Here is a 14,083-nt window from a genome sequence, read left to right on the forward strand (position 1 = left end):
GACCGGCAGCCTCGACGGAAAGGGCTAGCGCCTCATGGTCTGCGTTGCTCCTTGGTCATCAATCCGGACCAGATTGGGACCCTGAATCGTGTACAGCAGGCCGTCTTCGTCGGCAGTGATGTGCGGGCCGCTGTACCAGCCACCGTTGATGTCGGCTACGACCACCGAGACGGCGAACGTCTTCGGATCGACGCGGAAGACCGTGGTGTCGGAAACGCCGTAGACGATGCCCCGGCTGACAGTCAAGGCGCCGAAGTCCGTGCATACGGTGCTCAGGTCGCCCTTGTGGACCACTTGTCGGGTTTCCAGATCGACGACGAACAGGCCCGCGGCCTTGCGGGACATGCCGTAAAGGTACTTGCCCTGGATGGCCAGGGCGGCGATACCGGCACTCTGTCCGGGGTCCAGGCGCCATAGTTCCTGGTTGACCACCGGGTCCCAGGCCACCACGGTGCTGCGGGGACCGTCAGGGTAGATGTTGTCGCCGCCCAGGTAGGCAATGCCGTCCTTCGTTGCGACGGCGCGGACCATCTGGAGGTTGTCGATGGGGTTGACTTTGGTGAGGACCTGGCTGGTGACCGGGTTGTAGGCCGCGAAGCAGCCGCCGCCGGTGGTGTCGTTCTGGACGCCTGCAATGACCAGCCCGTTGACGGGATCCCAGCACACGTCGAGGGGGCGGTTCTGTCCTGCGGGCAGCGCGGCGACCTGGTGGGGGAGTTGGCCGCTGTTGGTGTCGTAGGCGCAGATGCCCTGGGAGTTGTACTGCCCGGTGTAGAGGATTCCGCCCACGATGACGGCGTCCTTGGCCTCGCCCGTGGCCCGGAGGTAGGACACCTGCCCCGAAGCGAGCTGGTGGCGCGCGATGGTTCCGGTGCCGCCGACATAGACCTCCCCGGCACCTGCTGCCAGTCCCATGCAAAGCTGTGGCCCGCCCGGGGCCCCGGCTTGAGTGAGGTCGTGCTTGACGGCGGTCCTCGTCGGCGGGTCAATCTCGATGACGTCGTAGGAGGATACGGTGACCGCCTTGTTGCCGTAGACGTCCAGGCCCCACATGGCACCCACATCCTCCGTGAGGATCTGCGTGATCCTTTTGGTGGTCAGGTTGAAGGCCCAGACGCTGGGTTCTTTGACGAAGAACACCTGGTTCCCGAGCTGCCGGAACATGACCCCGGTCTTCGGGATGATGGTGTACTTCGAGTAGTCGGCCAGATTTATCAACACGGACTTCCCGGGTCCCTTCACGCCGACCCCGAGCTGGCCGTCGAGCACGCTCAGTGACGTGACGGACACACCCGTGGCAACTTCGGCCGGGAGGACATTGGTGAATGACTTGGTGACTCGGTCGAACGCAAACAGGCGGCCGGGGCTTGAGCCGTTGCCCCCGCCGAGCGTGCTGCCCGTGCCGAAGTATACGGTGCTGGCAGTGGCCGCGACGGCCTGGGCGATCGTGGCTCCGGGGTCGGGCACGCCCCAGCTGGTGGTGGCATTTGTGGCGGGATCGTACTCCCAAAGAGAAGGGGCATTGGTGGTCTCGCCACCGCCGGCAGCGTAGACCTTGCCGTCCGGGGCGACGGCGAGCGCCCGGATGTCGCGGTCACCGGTTTCGCCGACTCCCGCCGCCGGTTGCTTGGGCGTGCTCAGGTCCCAGCGGTAGATGTTCGGTTTGCCATCGATCCCGTTGCGGAGCACGCCGGCGTAGAGGTAGCGGCCGCTTGCGTCTGCCGCAAGTGCCTGGATGCTGTATCCGGAGCCGAGGTCGGTGCGCGAGGTAATGGTGCCCGTCGGGAGGTGAAAGCCGATGACCCGGGGCGGGTTCAGGTTGCGGGAGCCGATGTAGACGGTGTCCCCGACGAGTAACGAGCTCATGAGCGAGAACTGGACTACCGCGGGGCCGAGATCGGTGATGATGGGGCCGCCCGCGCCCTGTTGGCTGGGGGCGGCCTCGGCGATGCCTTGTGACATGGATGCCAATGCTACGGCGAGGCCCCCGACGCCCCCGGCTTGTAGCAATTGACGGCGGTTGATTGAAAAATTGGACATGGAAGGTCTCCTCGTTGAGTATCCCCGGCGGGGTTGATCCAGGTGTGGTGGGTGGTAGCGTCGTCTGCGCCCTTGTGTCGTTCGGGGACCCTAGTTCCTCGGGTGGTCGTCAATCCGAACGAGGTTGCGGCCACGCAGGGTGTACAGGTAGCCATCTTCATCGTTGGTGATGTGTGATCCGCTGTACCAGCCGCCTTTGGTGTCCGCGAGCACGGTGGCCACTTCGAACGTCTTGGGGTCGAAGCGGAACACGGTGGTGTCCGAAACGCCGTAGACCACGCTGCGGTTGGCCACCAATGCACCGAACCCATACGACAGGGAGCTGATGTCTGCCTGGTGCACCAGTTTGCGCTTGGGGATGTCAATGACGAAGATGCCGCCCTTGCGGGTCAGCCCGCAGAGATTCCGTCCCTGGACCGCGAGCGCGGACATGCCCGCCCCCATCTGCGGTTCGATCCTCCAGAGCTCCTTGCCGGCAACAGGGTCGAAGGCGACGATTGTACCGGGACCGTCCAGTGTGGGGAGGCCGCCGCCGAGGTAGGCCACGCCGTCGCGGGTGGCTACGGCGCGCAAGAGTTGACGGTTGTCGATCGGGTTGAGGAAGCACTGCTTCGCCCCGGTTCTTGGATCGTAGGTCCAGAATGAGCCGCCGCCCTCGGTGTCGGACTGCGCAGCGACCAGCACGAGTTTGTTGTCTTCGTCCCAGCAGACATCCAGCGGCCGGTTCTGCGCCGCGGGAAAGCTGGCTGCCTGGTGGATCGGCCGGCTACTGCGCGGATCGTACGTCCAAATGCCCTGCGAGCTGTACTGGCCTGTGAAGAGGACATCGGCCACCATCACGGCGTCCTTGGCTTCGCCCGGGGCCTGCAGGTTGACCGTTTGGCCGGTGGCGAGCGAGTGACGGGCGATCACGCCGTTGCCGCCGGCGTGGACGAATCCCGAGCCCGCCGCAATGCCCATGACAGTCTGGGGCGTGGCGGACGCGCCGGCTTCTCCAAGGTCGGTGACTGCCATGCCGCCTGTGCCGGGGTCGATCTCGGCGACGAAACCGTAACCCGAGGTGGCGAGGATCTTGTTGTTTGCGGCGTCCACGCCCCAGATTTCGCCGAGCGACGGGCCGTTGAGCGTCAGCTGCGAGATCGAGTTCGACGTCACCGAGTAAACGCACACGCCCGACTCGTTGGCGAAGTACACCTGGTCGCCGATGCTCGTGAAGCTCTTGGCGGTCTTACCGATGGACGTCGCCACAGAATAGGAGGCGAGGTTGTCCAGCCTCATGAGGGCAACCTTCGACTGTTGGGCCGAAGCGGCAGAACTTACCAGTAGTTTGTCTCCGAAGATGGCCAGTTCCCGGATGCTGGGATCCGCCAACATCTCCGATGGGGTGATCGGTGTGAAGGTTCGGGTGGCGCGGTTGTAAGCGTAGAGGCACGCCCTGCCTGCACTTCCGCCGCCACCGAGGGTGCTGCCGGCGCCGAAGAAGACTGTGGTGTCGGTTGCGGCAACCGCACGCGCAAGCGTAACCCCGGGATCGGGGATTCCCAGGTTGTTGACCTGGCCGGTCGCAGGATCGTACTCCCACAGTGCCGGCTTTGTAGCACTCCCGCCGCCCACCGCGTACAGGCGACCGTTCGGTGCGACGCTGAGGTCGCGCACGTCGCGGTCACCGATCCGGCCGATCGGCGTGGCCGGCGTGGACAGGGCGGTCAGGTCCCAGCGGTAAAGGTTCGGAAGGGTACCAACAGCATCTTGAAGGACACCGGCGTACAGGTAGCGGCCCGTGGAATCCGCCGCCAATGCCTGGATGCTGTAACCCGTCGCGAGCTCGGTCTGTCCTATCACCTTCCGCGTCGGCACATGGAACGCGACGATGCGGACAGGATCGAGGTTGCGGGAACCGATGTAGACGGTATCGCCGACGAGAACTGAACTCATCAACGAGAACTGAACCACCGCCGGCCCCAGGTCCAGGACTTCGGTGGTGCTGTGCCCGCCAGGCTGAGCGGACGATTCTGCAGATGCTGCCGGACCCGTCACTGACAGGCCGAGTGCGGCCGCCAGGCCGGCCGCACCGCCCGCCTGCAAGATGGCTCGCCTGCCGATGGGGGAATTCTTCATGGAACTTCCTTTGTTCTGAAGGGGAGATGAAGGCTATTGCAAGGTGTCGCCGTCGGGCCTCTTGACCGCGAACGTGCCCTGGCGGCCACGGAAGTGCCGCGGTTAGGCGGTGAAGGCCAGGTCATCGAGATGGACGGGGAAGCGCAGTGGCTCATCCCGGGCGACACGGTGGGCCTCGGCCACCGCGGTGGCGGCCAGACGCTCCAGCTCATTGCCGAGCGATCCCGCAAGATGCGGGGTCAGCAGGACGTTCGGATTGGCGTAGAAGCCCGAGTCCGGCGGCAGGACCCAGGGGGTGGTGACGTCCAGAACAGCGAACAGTTCGTGCCGTTCCAGGCGCACGAGGAGTGCCTCCTGGTCAACCAACTCTCCGCGGGCGGTATTGATGAACGTAGACCCTGTCCGAAGCCGCGCGATCAACCCTGCATTGATCAGGTTTCGAGTGGACGGAAGCGACGGTGCATGCAGGGACACGACGTCGCTGCTTTCCATGAGTTTCTCCATGCTCACCAGCTGCACGCCGAGAGCCGCTGCATCCTCGGGGCTCAAGTACGGGTCGGCCACCATGATGTCGAGTTCGTAGAGCGCGAGCAGCCGGATCACGTGCCTGCCGATCTTGGACGCACCGATGATGCCCACTCGTTTGCCGTAGTTGCCCATGTCCGGGAACAGCCGCTCCGGATCGATGGCCGACTTTCCGGTGTGTAGCGTCCGTGCAATTTGCAGAACCCTCTTGTTGGCCAGCAGGATCATGGCCACCGTGTACTCGGCTACCGGGATGGCGTTGGCGTCCGCGGCGGTGCTGACCTGGATGCCCCGTGCCCAGCACTCGGCGCCTATATGGTGCTTGACGGACCCGCCGGCATGCAGGATATGGCGCAGCCGCGGAGCCGAATCGAGGACGGCGGCGTCCACGGTGGGGCAGCCCCATCCGGTGATGAGGATGTCTGTTTCGGCGAGCAATCCCAGCGAGCGGGACGATGTGAAGTCCTCCATGGATTCCGGGCTCAGGAGCCGCAGGCCGGGTTCCAGGGAGTTCAGGCGCCGCTGCGGGAAGATCCTGGCGGCGACGTCGGCGCCCATGGCAAGCGCGACATTGGGGCTTTCCGTGCTCATTTGACGGCTCCCGCAGTCAGCCCGGACTTCCAGAAGCGTTGCAGAAGAACGAACGCCACCAGCAGCGGGATCACCGAAAGCAGCGAACCTGTGATCACCATGGGCACGAATTCGGGCTGCGGAACCGCGTAGCCCTGCCAGATCGAGATGCCCACGCTGACCGGCAGGAGGCGCGGATCCTGCAGCATGACCAGGGGAAGCATGTAGTTGTTCCATACTCCGACGAACTGGAAAAGGGCGATGGTGACGTAGCCCGGCATCATCATGGGCAGGCCCAGGGAGAAGAAAGACCGAATGGGTCCGGCGCCGTCCATCCGGGCTGCCTCCAGGGTCTCCATCGGGACGTAGGAGGCGGCATAGACGCGCGCAAGATAGACGCCGAAGGGGTTGCACAGGACAGGGACCAGGATTGCCCAGACGGTGTTGGTCATGCCCACCAACGATGCCAGCAGATACATGGGCAGCACCGTCGCGGTGTTGGGGACCAAAACCCCCACCAAGACGAATCCGAACAGCGAGTTCTTGCCCCGGAACTGGAACTTGTCAAAAGCGTAACCGGCCATGACGGAGATGAGGCCGCCGAAGACTGCGCCGAAGCCGGCGTAGAGGACCGAGTTGCCCATCCAGCGGAAGAAGATTCCTCCGTCCTTGGCGGCCACAGCTGCGATATTTTCGAAGAGTGCGAAGCTCCCGAAGGAATACGCGCTGGTGCCGTAGAGATCAGCGGCATTCTTGGTGGACGCAAAGAGGAGCCAGAGGACTGGAACGACCATGTAGGCGGATCCCAGGATCAGCAGCCCGTTGACGGTGAGCTTGCTGGGGAAACCGCCTTGGCGTGCTGAGGGTTTCTCGTGCGGCGTCCGTTTCGTCGCAGTCGTTCTAGGGCGGGTCAGGGTATCGGTGCTCATGCTTTGTTCATCCTGGAGTTGAAGCGGGTGACGACCAGGGACAGGAGTGCTGCCAGCGCGGCAATGATGATCGATGCGGCCGCGGCCTGATTGAGGTTGTGCCTGATGAACGCCGCGTCATAGGCCCAGAGGTTCGGCACCCAGGTGCTGGTGATGGACGGGGTGGCCTTTGCGATGATGGAAGGCTCGGTAAACAGCTGCAACGTGCCAATGATGGTGAACAGCATGATCACGCTCAGCGCGGGCAAGACGAGGGGGAACTTGATGCTCAGGGCCATCCGGACCCCTCCGGCGCCATCAACCCGGGCTGCCTCCAGGATTTCCCGGGGAACGGCTTGCAGCGCGGTGAACAAAATGATGACGTTGTAGCCGGTCCATTCCCAAACGCCGATGTTGACGATTGCTGGAAGGACCATGTGCGCATCCAGGAAGTTGATCTGAAGGCCGCCGCCCTGGAGCACCTGCACCAGCGGGCTGATGCCCGGAGTGTAGAGGTAGGCCCAAATCAGGGCAGCGATGACGCCGGGCACGGCGTGCGGAAGGAAGACGATCAGCTGGAACAGCTTGCGCGCCCGGGCGACCGTCGCATCCAGGAGGAGCGCAAAGATCACCGCGCCGCCCACCATGCAGGGAATGTAGATCAGGCAATACAAAGCAAGCCGGGCGATACCGCTCACGAACGATTCCGACTGAAAGACCTGCACGAAGTTTTCGAGTCCGACGAACACGGTCTTGGCTTCGCCGAAACCGAGGCCCGACTTCTGCTGTGCATAGAAGCTCAGCACGATCGAGTAGATAACCGGTGCGACCATGGCCAGGGCGAAGACGGCAAAGAAGGGGACCAGGAAGAGGGCCGCGGTCCTGCCGCCTGTTCCTGAGGCTGCCGTGCGCCTGCGGCGGGGAACATTGATGAGGGCCTGAAAGGCCATGAGGATCTCCTAACTGCCTGGACTGCCTCGGAGTGGGGAGCCCAGTGGGGATATTGCTATTTGACGGACAGGCCGGTCTGCTTAAGCCCGGCCACCGTGGCCGTCTGGGCCGTGTTTACTGCTTCCTGAACTGTGCCCCCTGTGCCGAGCTTGCCGTAGGCGTCTTTGAGGGCCGTGTTGGTGATGTCCCAGTTGGGGCCCCATTGCCAGCCCGCGCTGACTGTTGCGTACGCCTTGTTGAACACGGCGTAGATATCGTTGCCGAAGTAGCTGGCGTCATAGGCGTTCTGCGCCACCGGGGTCAATCCGGGATAAGCCAGAAACGCCGACCCCGTGTTTCCGCGCGCTTTGATGGCTTCCGGGCTTGTAGCGAGGAATTCGATGAACTTGGCAGCGGCTGCGGGGTTCTTGCTGCTCTTGGTGACGTTGAAGCTGGATCCGCCGTAAAAGGCGCTCGCCGGGGTGCCCCAGTTCGGCAGTTCCGCAGCGATCCATTGTCCCTTCTGCCCGCTCGCTTCGGTGCGCTTCTGGATGCCCGTGGCGCTCCAGTTGGCGCCCAGGACACCGACGACCGTGCCGTTCGCCAGGTCAAGGCTCCACTCGTCGCTGAAGGCCTGCTGCACCTTGACGATCTTGTTGTCGATCAGCTTCTGCCAGTAGTCGGCCACCTTCCTGGTCGCGTCATCGTTCACGCCGATCTGCCAACTGTCGCCCGAGGTGCCGAACCATTTGGCCCCGGCTTGCCAGGCCAGTCCGGCGGTGGCCGCCACCTGGTTGGGGTTGAAGCTTGCCAGGTAAGCGTTGGGTGCGACTGATTTGAGCTTCCGTCCCGCCTCTTCGAATTCCTGCCAGGTCTTGGGGATCCCGACGCCGGCCTTGGCCAGCATGTCCTTGCGGTAGTACATGACCATTGGAGCCGCGTCGTAGGGCAAACCATATGTTTTGCCTGCGAACTGGACCATGCCCTTGATTTCGTTGGCGAGCTTGTCCACGGTGGCCGATTTGTCGATCAGTCCGTCCAATGGCTGCACCTGGCCGTTGCTGACGAACTGGGGCAGCTGCGGGTACTCGATCGTTGCCACGTCAGGGCCGTTTCCTGCCGTGATCGCGGTGGACAGCTTGGCGTAACCGCCGTTGTCGCCGTTGGGGATGGTCTCGAAATTGACCTTGATTTTGGATTGGCCGGCGTTGAACGCGGCTGCGACTTTGTCCATTCCTGCCAGTGATGACCAGAAGGTGATGGTGCCCGAGGGGTCCTCCGCCGGGGTGGGGGCTGCGGAGGGGGTGGGTCCCGTTCCGCACGCTGCCAGCAGCATTGCGCTGCTGGCTACGCTGGCCACCCCGATGAGTAGTTTGCGACGCTGCATGGTTCTCCCTTGAATCTACGATGCGAAGGTGGAATGTGGTCGTTGCCACATGGTGTATTCCAATGAAACACGCAGAGTTGAACAGATCCAATAAAGTGAACAGTAGTGAACATCACGGACCAAGGACCGGGGTCGAGGGACCACTGCAGCCACCGGACCGGGCCGCCCGCCGCTCGGCAGCACCCGGTAAACGTCCCGGCCTGGTGGGCCTAGACGGCCGTCGAACCCCGGATGACCAGGGTGGGCGACAAACTGACCCGCTGAAGCGCCAAGCGCGAACCGCGACGGGGCCCTAGACGGTTCAGGCACATTTGCACTGCGTGGTATCCGACGTCGAACTTGGGCGGAGCTATCGCACTCAAGGGTACGGTCCCAAACGAGGCGATTTCATCGTCATAGGCCACCACGGCGAGATCTGCCGGAATGCGGAGTCCCCGTGCTTCGCACAAGTCGACAAACATGAGAGCATCTTCGTCGTTGTGGACGATGCCGGCCGTTGCCCCGGCGGTCCTGAACCCATCCACGATGCTGTCCACCTCCTGCCGGAGTGCTTCAGGGTCGCTGGTGTCAGTCATGATGGTCCACGTCATGGCCGGATCGTGCGACATCCCGGCCTTCTGAAGGGCGGAGCGGTAGCCTTCGAGGAGGCGTGATGCAGTGGGGCTGCTTTCGCGCACGCACAGCGCTATTTTTCGATGGCCGAGTCCCAGCAGATGGTTGACGGCGATCTCCGCCCCCCGTACGTGGTCGCTCCTCACCGACTCGAGGCTGCCGTCATCCATGACGTCGTCGATGGAGCGCTCGACGACGATGACAGGCACTTCAGCGGATGCCAGAAGGTCCAAGGTAGGCGTGTTTGCCAGAGTTTCTCCGCTGGGCGTCACCAGCAGTCCATCGACGCCGCTTTTGAGCAACCGTTGAATTTGCCGCTGCTCTTCGGCGGGCGAATAGTTCGAGACTCCGAGGACCAACCTGACGCCCAGCTCCTGCGCTGCAGTCTCGGCACCCCGGATGATCCCGGGAAAATAGTATCTGGCCGTTGGCACGATCATGCCGACGGTGGCGAGTGGGTGCTGCCTGGCGGGCGGTCGTGTCCCGCTTCCGGCCAAGGTGGGAGGTCCTGGTTCGCCGGCCGGTCCGCCGGAATTTCCGTGAAGCTGCACCGCAGGACCCCGGGGAGGGCCCATAACTGCAACGGCCCCGCCATGGACACGCTGAAGCAGTCCCTGGCCGTCGAGGAAGGCCAGATCGCGCCGCACCGTCATGCCGGAGATCCCCATTCGCCGTGCAAACTCGGCCGCATTCACTGACCCTCGAAGCGCCAGTTCGCGAAGAATCTGGTTCTTCCTGTCCTCGGTCAACACCCGGGCAGCCTCCATGATGTTTAGTTTTGTGCGATCTGTTCACTATGAACTACATCTGAGATTTTGTGAAGAGTCAAGGCATCCGGGCGCACCTCACCCCGGCACCGGCGTTCTGGATGAACCTGGCCGAGGGGTCCGCTGAGTCACTGCTGGTAAGCGCATTCCCGGTAGGGTGGAGCATATGACTCCTCTCATGACGGAAGCAAGACTCAACCCGGGCATCTGTTCTGTGACCCTCCGAGCCCTCGGCATTGTCGAGGTCGTGCGCACGGCCGCAGCTGCCGGGCTGGCTGGAATCGAGTGGGGTTCCGACGTCCATGTCCAGGATGCCGCCTCCGCGGAGCATGCCCGGATTGCCACGGAGGCCGCCGGGCTCAAGGTCCTTTCCCTCGGGTCCTATTACCGCGCCGGATCATTCGGCGATTTCGATGGTGTCCTCGCCCTCGCCGCGGAACTCGGCGCGCCCCGGATCCGGGTGTGGGCCGGTGATGTGGGTTCTGCTGAGGCAAGCGAGGCACAGTGGGACGCCGTGGTCGGGGATATGCAGCGGACCGCAAGGCTCGCCGCCGCTCGGGGAACAGAAGTGGCCCTCGAGTACCACGGGGGCACACTGACGGACACGCCCGAGACCACCCTCGAACTCCTCCGCCGGGTGGACCGGCCCAATGTGGGCACGTACTGGCAGCCGGCTGTCGCGCTGGGCGACGAGGGGGCACTCGAATCGCTGCACCAAGTGATCGAGCATGTGGTGGGCGTCCATTGCTTCTCGTGGTGGCCCGGCGCGGAGCGGCTTCCTTTGGAGGACCGTAAGCATCTGTGGGAAGCCGTGGTTGGCGTCTTGAGGGGCAGCGGCCGGGACATGGACATGATGCTCGAGTTCGTCCAGGCAGACCTCCCCGGAAACGTCGTGCGCGATGCTGGGGTCCTGCTCCGGATCGCTGCGGGGGCCACGACCCCCGGGATCTAGGACAAACTGAAATTGGTGCTCCGTGGTGACACAACGGTGTACTTGGTGGAAACCGCGGGGACCGTCACGCGCAGAAAGGTGTTCAGGATGCGGACACGTCGATCAGGATTTTTCCGACGGAGCCTTGCTCCGCGGCGTCGTGTGCTGCCGCGGTTTCCTCGAGCCGAAAGCGGGTCAGGGGCAGCCCGTGGTCATTGCCGACACGCAGTGCCCCTGCTTTTAGTGCATCGGCGACGGCGGCAACGGCCGCCGTCTTTTGCTGATCGGTAACGGTGTACGTGAGGACGAACTGGTATTGAACGTTCTTGGCCATACTCTCGCGAATGGGGATGGCCAAGGATTCACCGGGTGCAGCAGCATAAATGGAGATGGTCCCTCCGGGCTTCAGCACCTCGAGGTCAGTGCCGATGTTCGCCGGAGCGTTGACATCGACGATAGTGTCAACGCCATTGGGGGCCACCCGTGATACTGCCAACGGAACATTGTCAGTGCGGTAGTTGATCACGTAGTGTGCGCCGGCCTGGCGGGCAAGTTCGCCCTTCCTTTCCCCGCTCACGGTCGTGATGACAGTTGCTCCCGCCCAGCGGGCGAGCTGAATGGCAGCATGCCCGACCGCCCCCGCGCCACCGGTGACAAGCACCACCTGGCCTTCCAAAGATCCGGGGGAGAGCCTGGCCGGCCCGTTTTGGTTCGAGGTCAGCGCACGATGTGCGGTCAACGCCGGAATCCCCAGGGATGCGCCCGTGTCGAAGGATTCCGTGTCCGGAAGTGCAACGGCCTGCGCGGCCGGCACGACCACATACTCCTGGGCTGTGCCCTCGGTGCTGCCCCAGGCAACGTCCCAAAGCCAAACGCGATCTCCGATGGACGGTCCCGTCACGCCCGGTCCGAGCTCGTCGATGACGCCGGCGCCATCTTGGTTGGGCACCTTTGGTGCCTCCAGCTTGCTTCCGGTCCCGCTGCCGGCCCGGGACTTCCAGTCGGTGGGATTGACTCCAGACACCATCACCCGGACTCTGACCTGGCCCGGTCCCGGCGATGTTAGTGGTCTGTCTCGCAGAACCAGCACCGACGACGGACCTGTCCTTGCGTACACGATGGCTTTCACTGTTGCTCCTATTCTTTGGACCTTATAGGGGAAGAGAGTGCGTCGCGAGAACCAGGGGCTTTCCTTCCGCCATTATGGCCGTCACGTTCTCCACGATGACAAGTACATCAACGAGATGCACTTCGGCTGTGCGGCGATATTCAGCGATCAGGCTTGGTTAGTTGTTGGCTGCGGCATAGAGGTTCAGGCTAGCGGAGAACACGATCCAGGAAATGTAGGGCAGCATGAGCAGTCCTGCTGTTGTGTTTATGAGGCCGAATAGGATGACGGTGGCTGTCACGGCCGAAGCCAGCGCGGCGATGAGGAGAAGTGCAAGCCAGAGTGCGGCGTCGCCCCATGCGGGGTACATGCCGAAAAAAGTGGGTGCCCACGCTAGGTTGAGCAGCATTTGGATACCGTACGCTGTCATGGCTCCGCGGGTTTTGGCCGACCGTTGGCGCCAGACCAGCCACGAGGCGACGGCCATCGCCGTGTACAGCACCGTCCAGACCGAAGCGAAAACCCAGCCCGGCGGCGTCCAGGGCGCTTTGTTGGCCGTTGCGTACCAGCCGGAAGCATTGCCAAGGATGGCCATGGACCCCAGCAAAGACACCGTGTACGAGAGAGCGAGGAGTCCCAAGAGCGCCGTGACCTGGCGCGCAAGACCCGTCCGGGGCGTCGTAAGCGGCCCGCTCGTCTGTTGGGATTCGCCCGGCACTTGGTCCACCTTGTTTGATCGTGGGTTGGACTTACAGTCTGACAGGCTGCCGGTTTGACGGGTTCGTCCAGAGAAGCGTGGGAACCTGCCATCTTCTACAACGCGAGGGATGGCCTGCCGCGGGCCGAGCTCGCCGCGGCTGTAACCTATCTCGTCAGCGATGACGCAAGCTTTGTCACGGGGACTGAACTCGTCGTGGACGGCGGATTCCTTGCGCGATGAACCCGTAAGGGCGGCATTATCCGGCAAGACGACCCGTCACGGGCTCAGCAGAGGCGGTGAGGTCGGGCGCTGCGGTCATGGAGGATCTCCTTCAACGGCGAGCAGAAGGGCGCCGACCTCAAGCTGGGGAGTTGAATATTTTGCAAGCGCTTGCGAACTTTCTGATTGGGCGTCTAGGGTTGAACCCGTGGTTATTAGTGTTGAGTCAGTAGCGGAACGCGCCGGAGTGTCGATTTCGACCGTGTCGAGGGCGTTGCGGTCCGTGCCGGGCGTTTCATCGAAAACGCGCAAGCGCGTGCAGGAAGCGGCGGCCGAGTTGGGCTATACGGTGTCCCCGGCCGCGTCACGCCTTGCGACGGGTCGGACCATGACCGTGGCCATCGTTGTGCCTGTGCTAGCCAAGTGGTTCTTCGGCAAGACCATTGGCGCGGCCACTCAGGAGCTCCGGGACGCCGGGTACGACGTTCTCCTCTACGAGCTCGCCACTTCTGGGCAGCGTGAGAGATTCTTCGGATCCCCGCGCCTGCACGGCCGCTCGGACGGGGTCATCATCATGGCCCTGCAGCCCGGCAGGAAAGAACTGGAATCGCTCGCCTCCCAAGGACAAGCGGTGGCCTTGCTCGGCGCTGAAGGGCCCGGTATCGGATCCGTGTCCGTGGACAACCTCGGGGCCGGGCGGGACGCCGTGAGGCATCTGCTGAACCTCGGCCACGAGCGGGTAGCGTTCATCGGCATCCGCGACGAGGAAGGCAGCACCTTGGGCGGGGTGCCGCCCCGGGAGCGGCTCGTCGGCTACCGCGAGGCATTGGTAGAGGCGGGGCTGGCCCATGACGACATCCTTGAACAATTCGATGAGAACAGTGTCGCCGGGGGAGCAGCGGCCATGTCCCGGCTGCTGGTTGCGGCCGGCGCCCCGACCGCGGCTTTCGTCGCCTCCGACGAGATGGCCTTCGGTGCACTTATGGTCCTGCGTCGGGCGGGGCTGGACGTCCCCCGGGATTTCTCGGTGCTTGGCTTCGACAATCACGAACTCTGCGAAGTCGTGGGCCTGACAACCATGGACCACGACGTGGCCGGACAAGGCAAGGACGCTGCCCGGCTCCTCCTGGACACCATGAACGGCGGACACCCCGGGGCCCTCAGCCGGCCTGCGCGGCTTGTGATCCGTGAGAGCACTGCATCCCCGCGGGCCCTACGCAAGACTTCCGTCACTCCGCCGGAGCATCCGGCAACCTTCTGAAAGGAAC

Annotated in this window: 12 protein-coding genes; 3 read left to right on the forward strand and 9 right to left on the reverse strand. The window is 63.7% G+C overall.

Annotated features, from left to right (window positions below):
- Nucleotides 1-24: 24 nt before the first annotated feature.
- The 7 genes from AC4CS3_RS10495 to AC4CS3_RS10525 all read right to left on the reverse strand — a co-directional run bounded on the left by AC4CS3_RS10495 (nt 25) and on the right by AC4CS3_RS10525 (nt 9,857).
- The gene (locus tag AC4CS3_RS10495; protein WP_490783406.1) at nt 25-2,040 is read right to left on the reverse strand and encodes a hypothetical protein; all 2,016 of its coding nucleotides are present in this window, start codon (nt 2,038-2,040) and stop codon (nt 25-27) included.
- A gap of 90 nt (nt 2,041-2,130) precedes the next feature.
- A complete protein-coding gene (locus tag AC4CS3_RS10500) occupies nt 2,131-4,158 on the reverse strand; it encodes an outer membrane protein assembly factor BamB family protein (protein ID WP_490783407.1) in 2,028 nt (675 codons plus the stop codon).
- A gap of 102 nt (nt 4,159-4,260) precedes the next feature.
- On the reverse strand, nt 4,261-5,274 hold the full coding sequence (locus AC4CS3_RS10505) for a hydroxyacid dehydrogenase (protein ID WP_490783408.1): 1,014 nt from the start codon (nt 5,272-5,274) through the stop codon (nt 4,261-4,263).
- On the reverse strand, nt 5,271-6,182 hold the full coding sequence (locus tag AC4CS3_RS10510) for a carbohydrate ABC transporter permease (protein WP_490783409.1): 912 nt from the start codon (nt 6,180-6,182) through the stop codon (nt 5,271-5,273). Before AC4CS3_RS10510 ends, AC4CS3_RS10505 begins: the two co-directional genes overlap by 4 nt.
- Nucleotides 6,179-7,111 (reverse strand): carbohydrate ABC transporter permease, encoded by a 933-nt coding sequence (locus tag AC4CS3_RS10515; RefSeq protein WP_490783410.1) that lies wholly within the window; start codon nt 7,109-7,111, stop codon nt 6,179-6,181. The genes AC4CS3_RS10510 and AC4CS3_RS10515 overlap by 4 nt, the downstream gene beginning before the upstream one ends.
- A gap of 56 nt (nt 7,112-7,167) precedes the next feature.
- Nucleotides 7,168-8,478, reverse strand: coding sequence for an ABC transporter substrate-binding protein (locus AC4CS3_RS10520; protein ID WP_490783411.1), 1,311 nt, complete (start codon nt 8,476-8,478; stop codon nt 7,168-7,170).
- 209 nt (nt 8,479-8,687) lie between these two features.
- Nucleotides 8,688-9,857: a substrate-binding domain-containing protein gene (locus AC4CS3_RS10525; protein WP_490783412.1), complete on the reverse strand. Its 1,170-nt coding sequence runs from the start codon at nt 9,855-9,857 to the stop codon at nt 8,688-8,690.
- A gap of 178 nt (nt 9,858-10,035) precedes the next feature.
- On the opposite strand from AC4CS3_RS10525, the gene AC4CS3_RS10530 reads away from it, so the two are divergent.
- Nucleotides 10,036-10,809, forward strand: a complete 774-nt coding sequence (locus tag AC4CS3_RS10530) for a sugar phosphate isomerase/epimerase family protein (RefSeq protein WP_490783413.1) — start codon at nt 10,036-10,038, stop codon at nt 10,807-10,809.
- 82 nt (nt 10,810-10,891) lie between these two features.
- Here the strand turns inward: AC4CS3_RS10530 and AC4CS3_RS10535 are convergent, their stop codons facing one another.
- Nucleotides 10,892-11,917, reverse strand: coding sequence for an NADPH:quinone reductase (locus AC4CS3_RS10535; protein ID WP_490783414.1), 1,026 nt, complete (start codon nt 11,915-11,917; stop codon nt 10,892-10,894).
- 157 nt (nt 11,918-12,074) lie between these two features.
- Nucleotides 12,075-12,614, reverse strand: a complete 540-nt coding sequence (locus AC4CS3_RS10540) for a TspO/MBR family protein (RefSeq protein WP_490783415.1) — start codon at nt 12,612-12,614, stop codon at nt 12,075-12,077.
- 54 nt (nt 12,615-12,668) lie between these two features.
- Between AC4CS3_RS10540 and AC4CS3_RS10545 the strand changes: the two genes are divergently transcribed.
- Together AC4CS3_RS10545 and AC4CS3_RS10550 are read left to right on the forward strand one after the other, a co-directional pair.
- Nucleotides 12,669-12,836, forward strand: coding sequence for an SDR family oxidoreductase (locus AC4CS3_RS10545; RefSeq protein ID WP_490783416.1), 168 nt, complete (start codon nt 12,669-12,671; stop codon nt 12,834-12,836).
- A 187-nt stretch (nt 12,837-13,023) separates the two neighbouring features.
- The gene (locus tag AC4CS3_RS10550) at nt 13,024-14,076 is read left to right on the forward strand and encodes a LacI family DNA-binding transcriptional regulator (protein WP_490783417.1); all 1,053 of its coding nucleotides are present in this window, start codon (nt 13,024-13,026) and stop codon (nt 14,074-14,076) included.
- Nucleotides 14,077-14,083 lie beyond the last annotated feature (7 nt).

This window comes from Arthrobacter sp. SE2 (assembly GCF_058244265.1).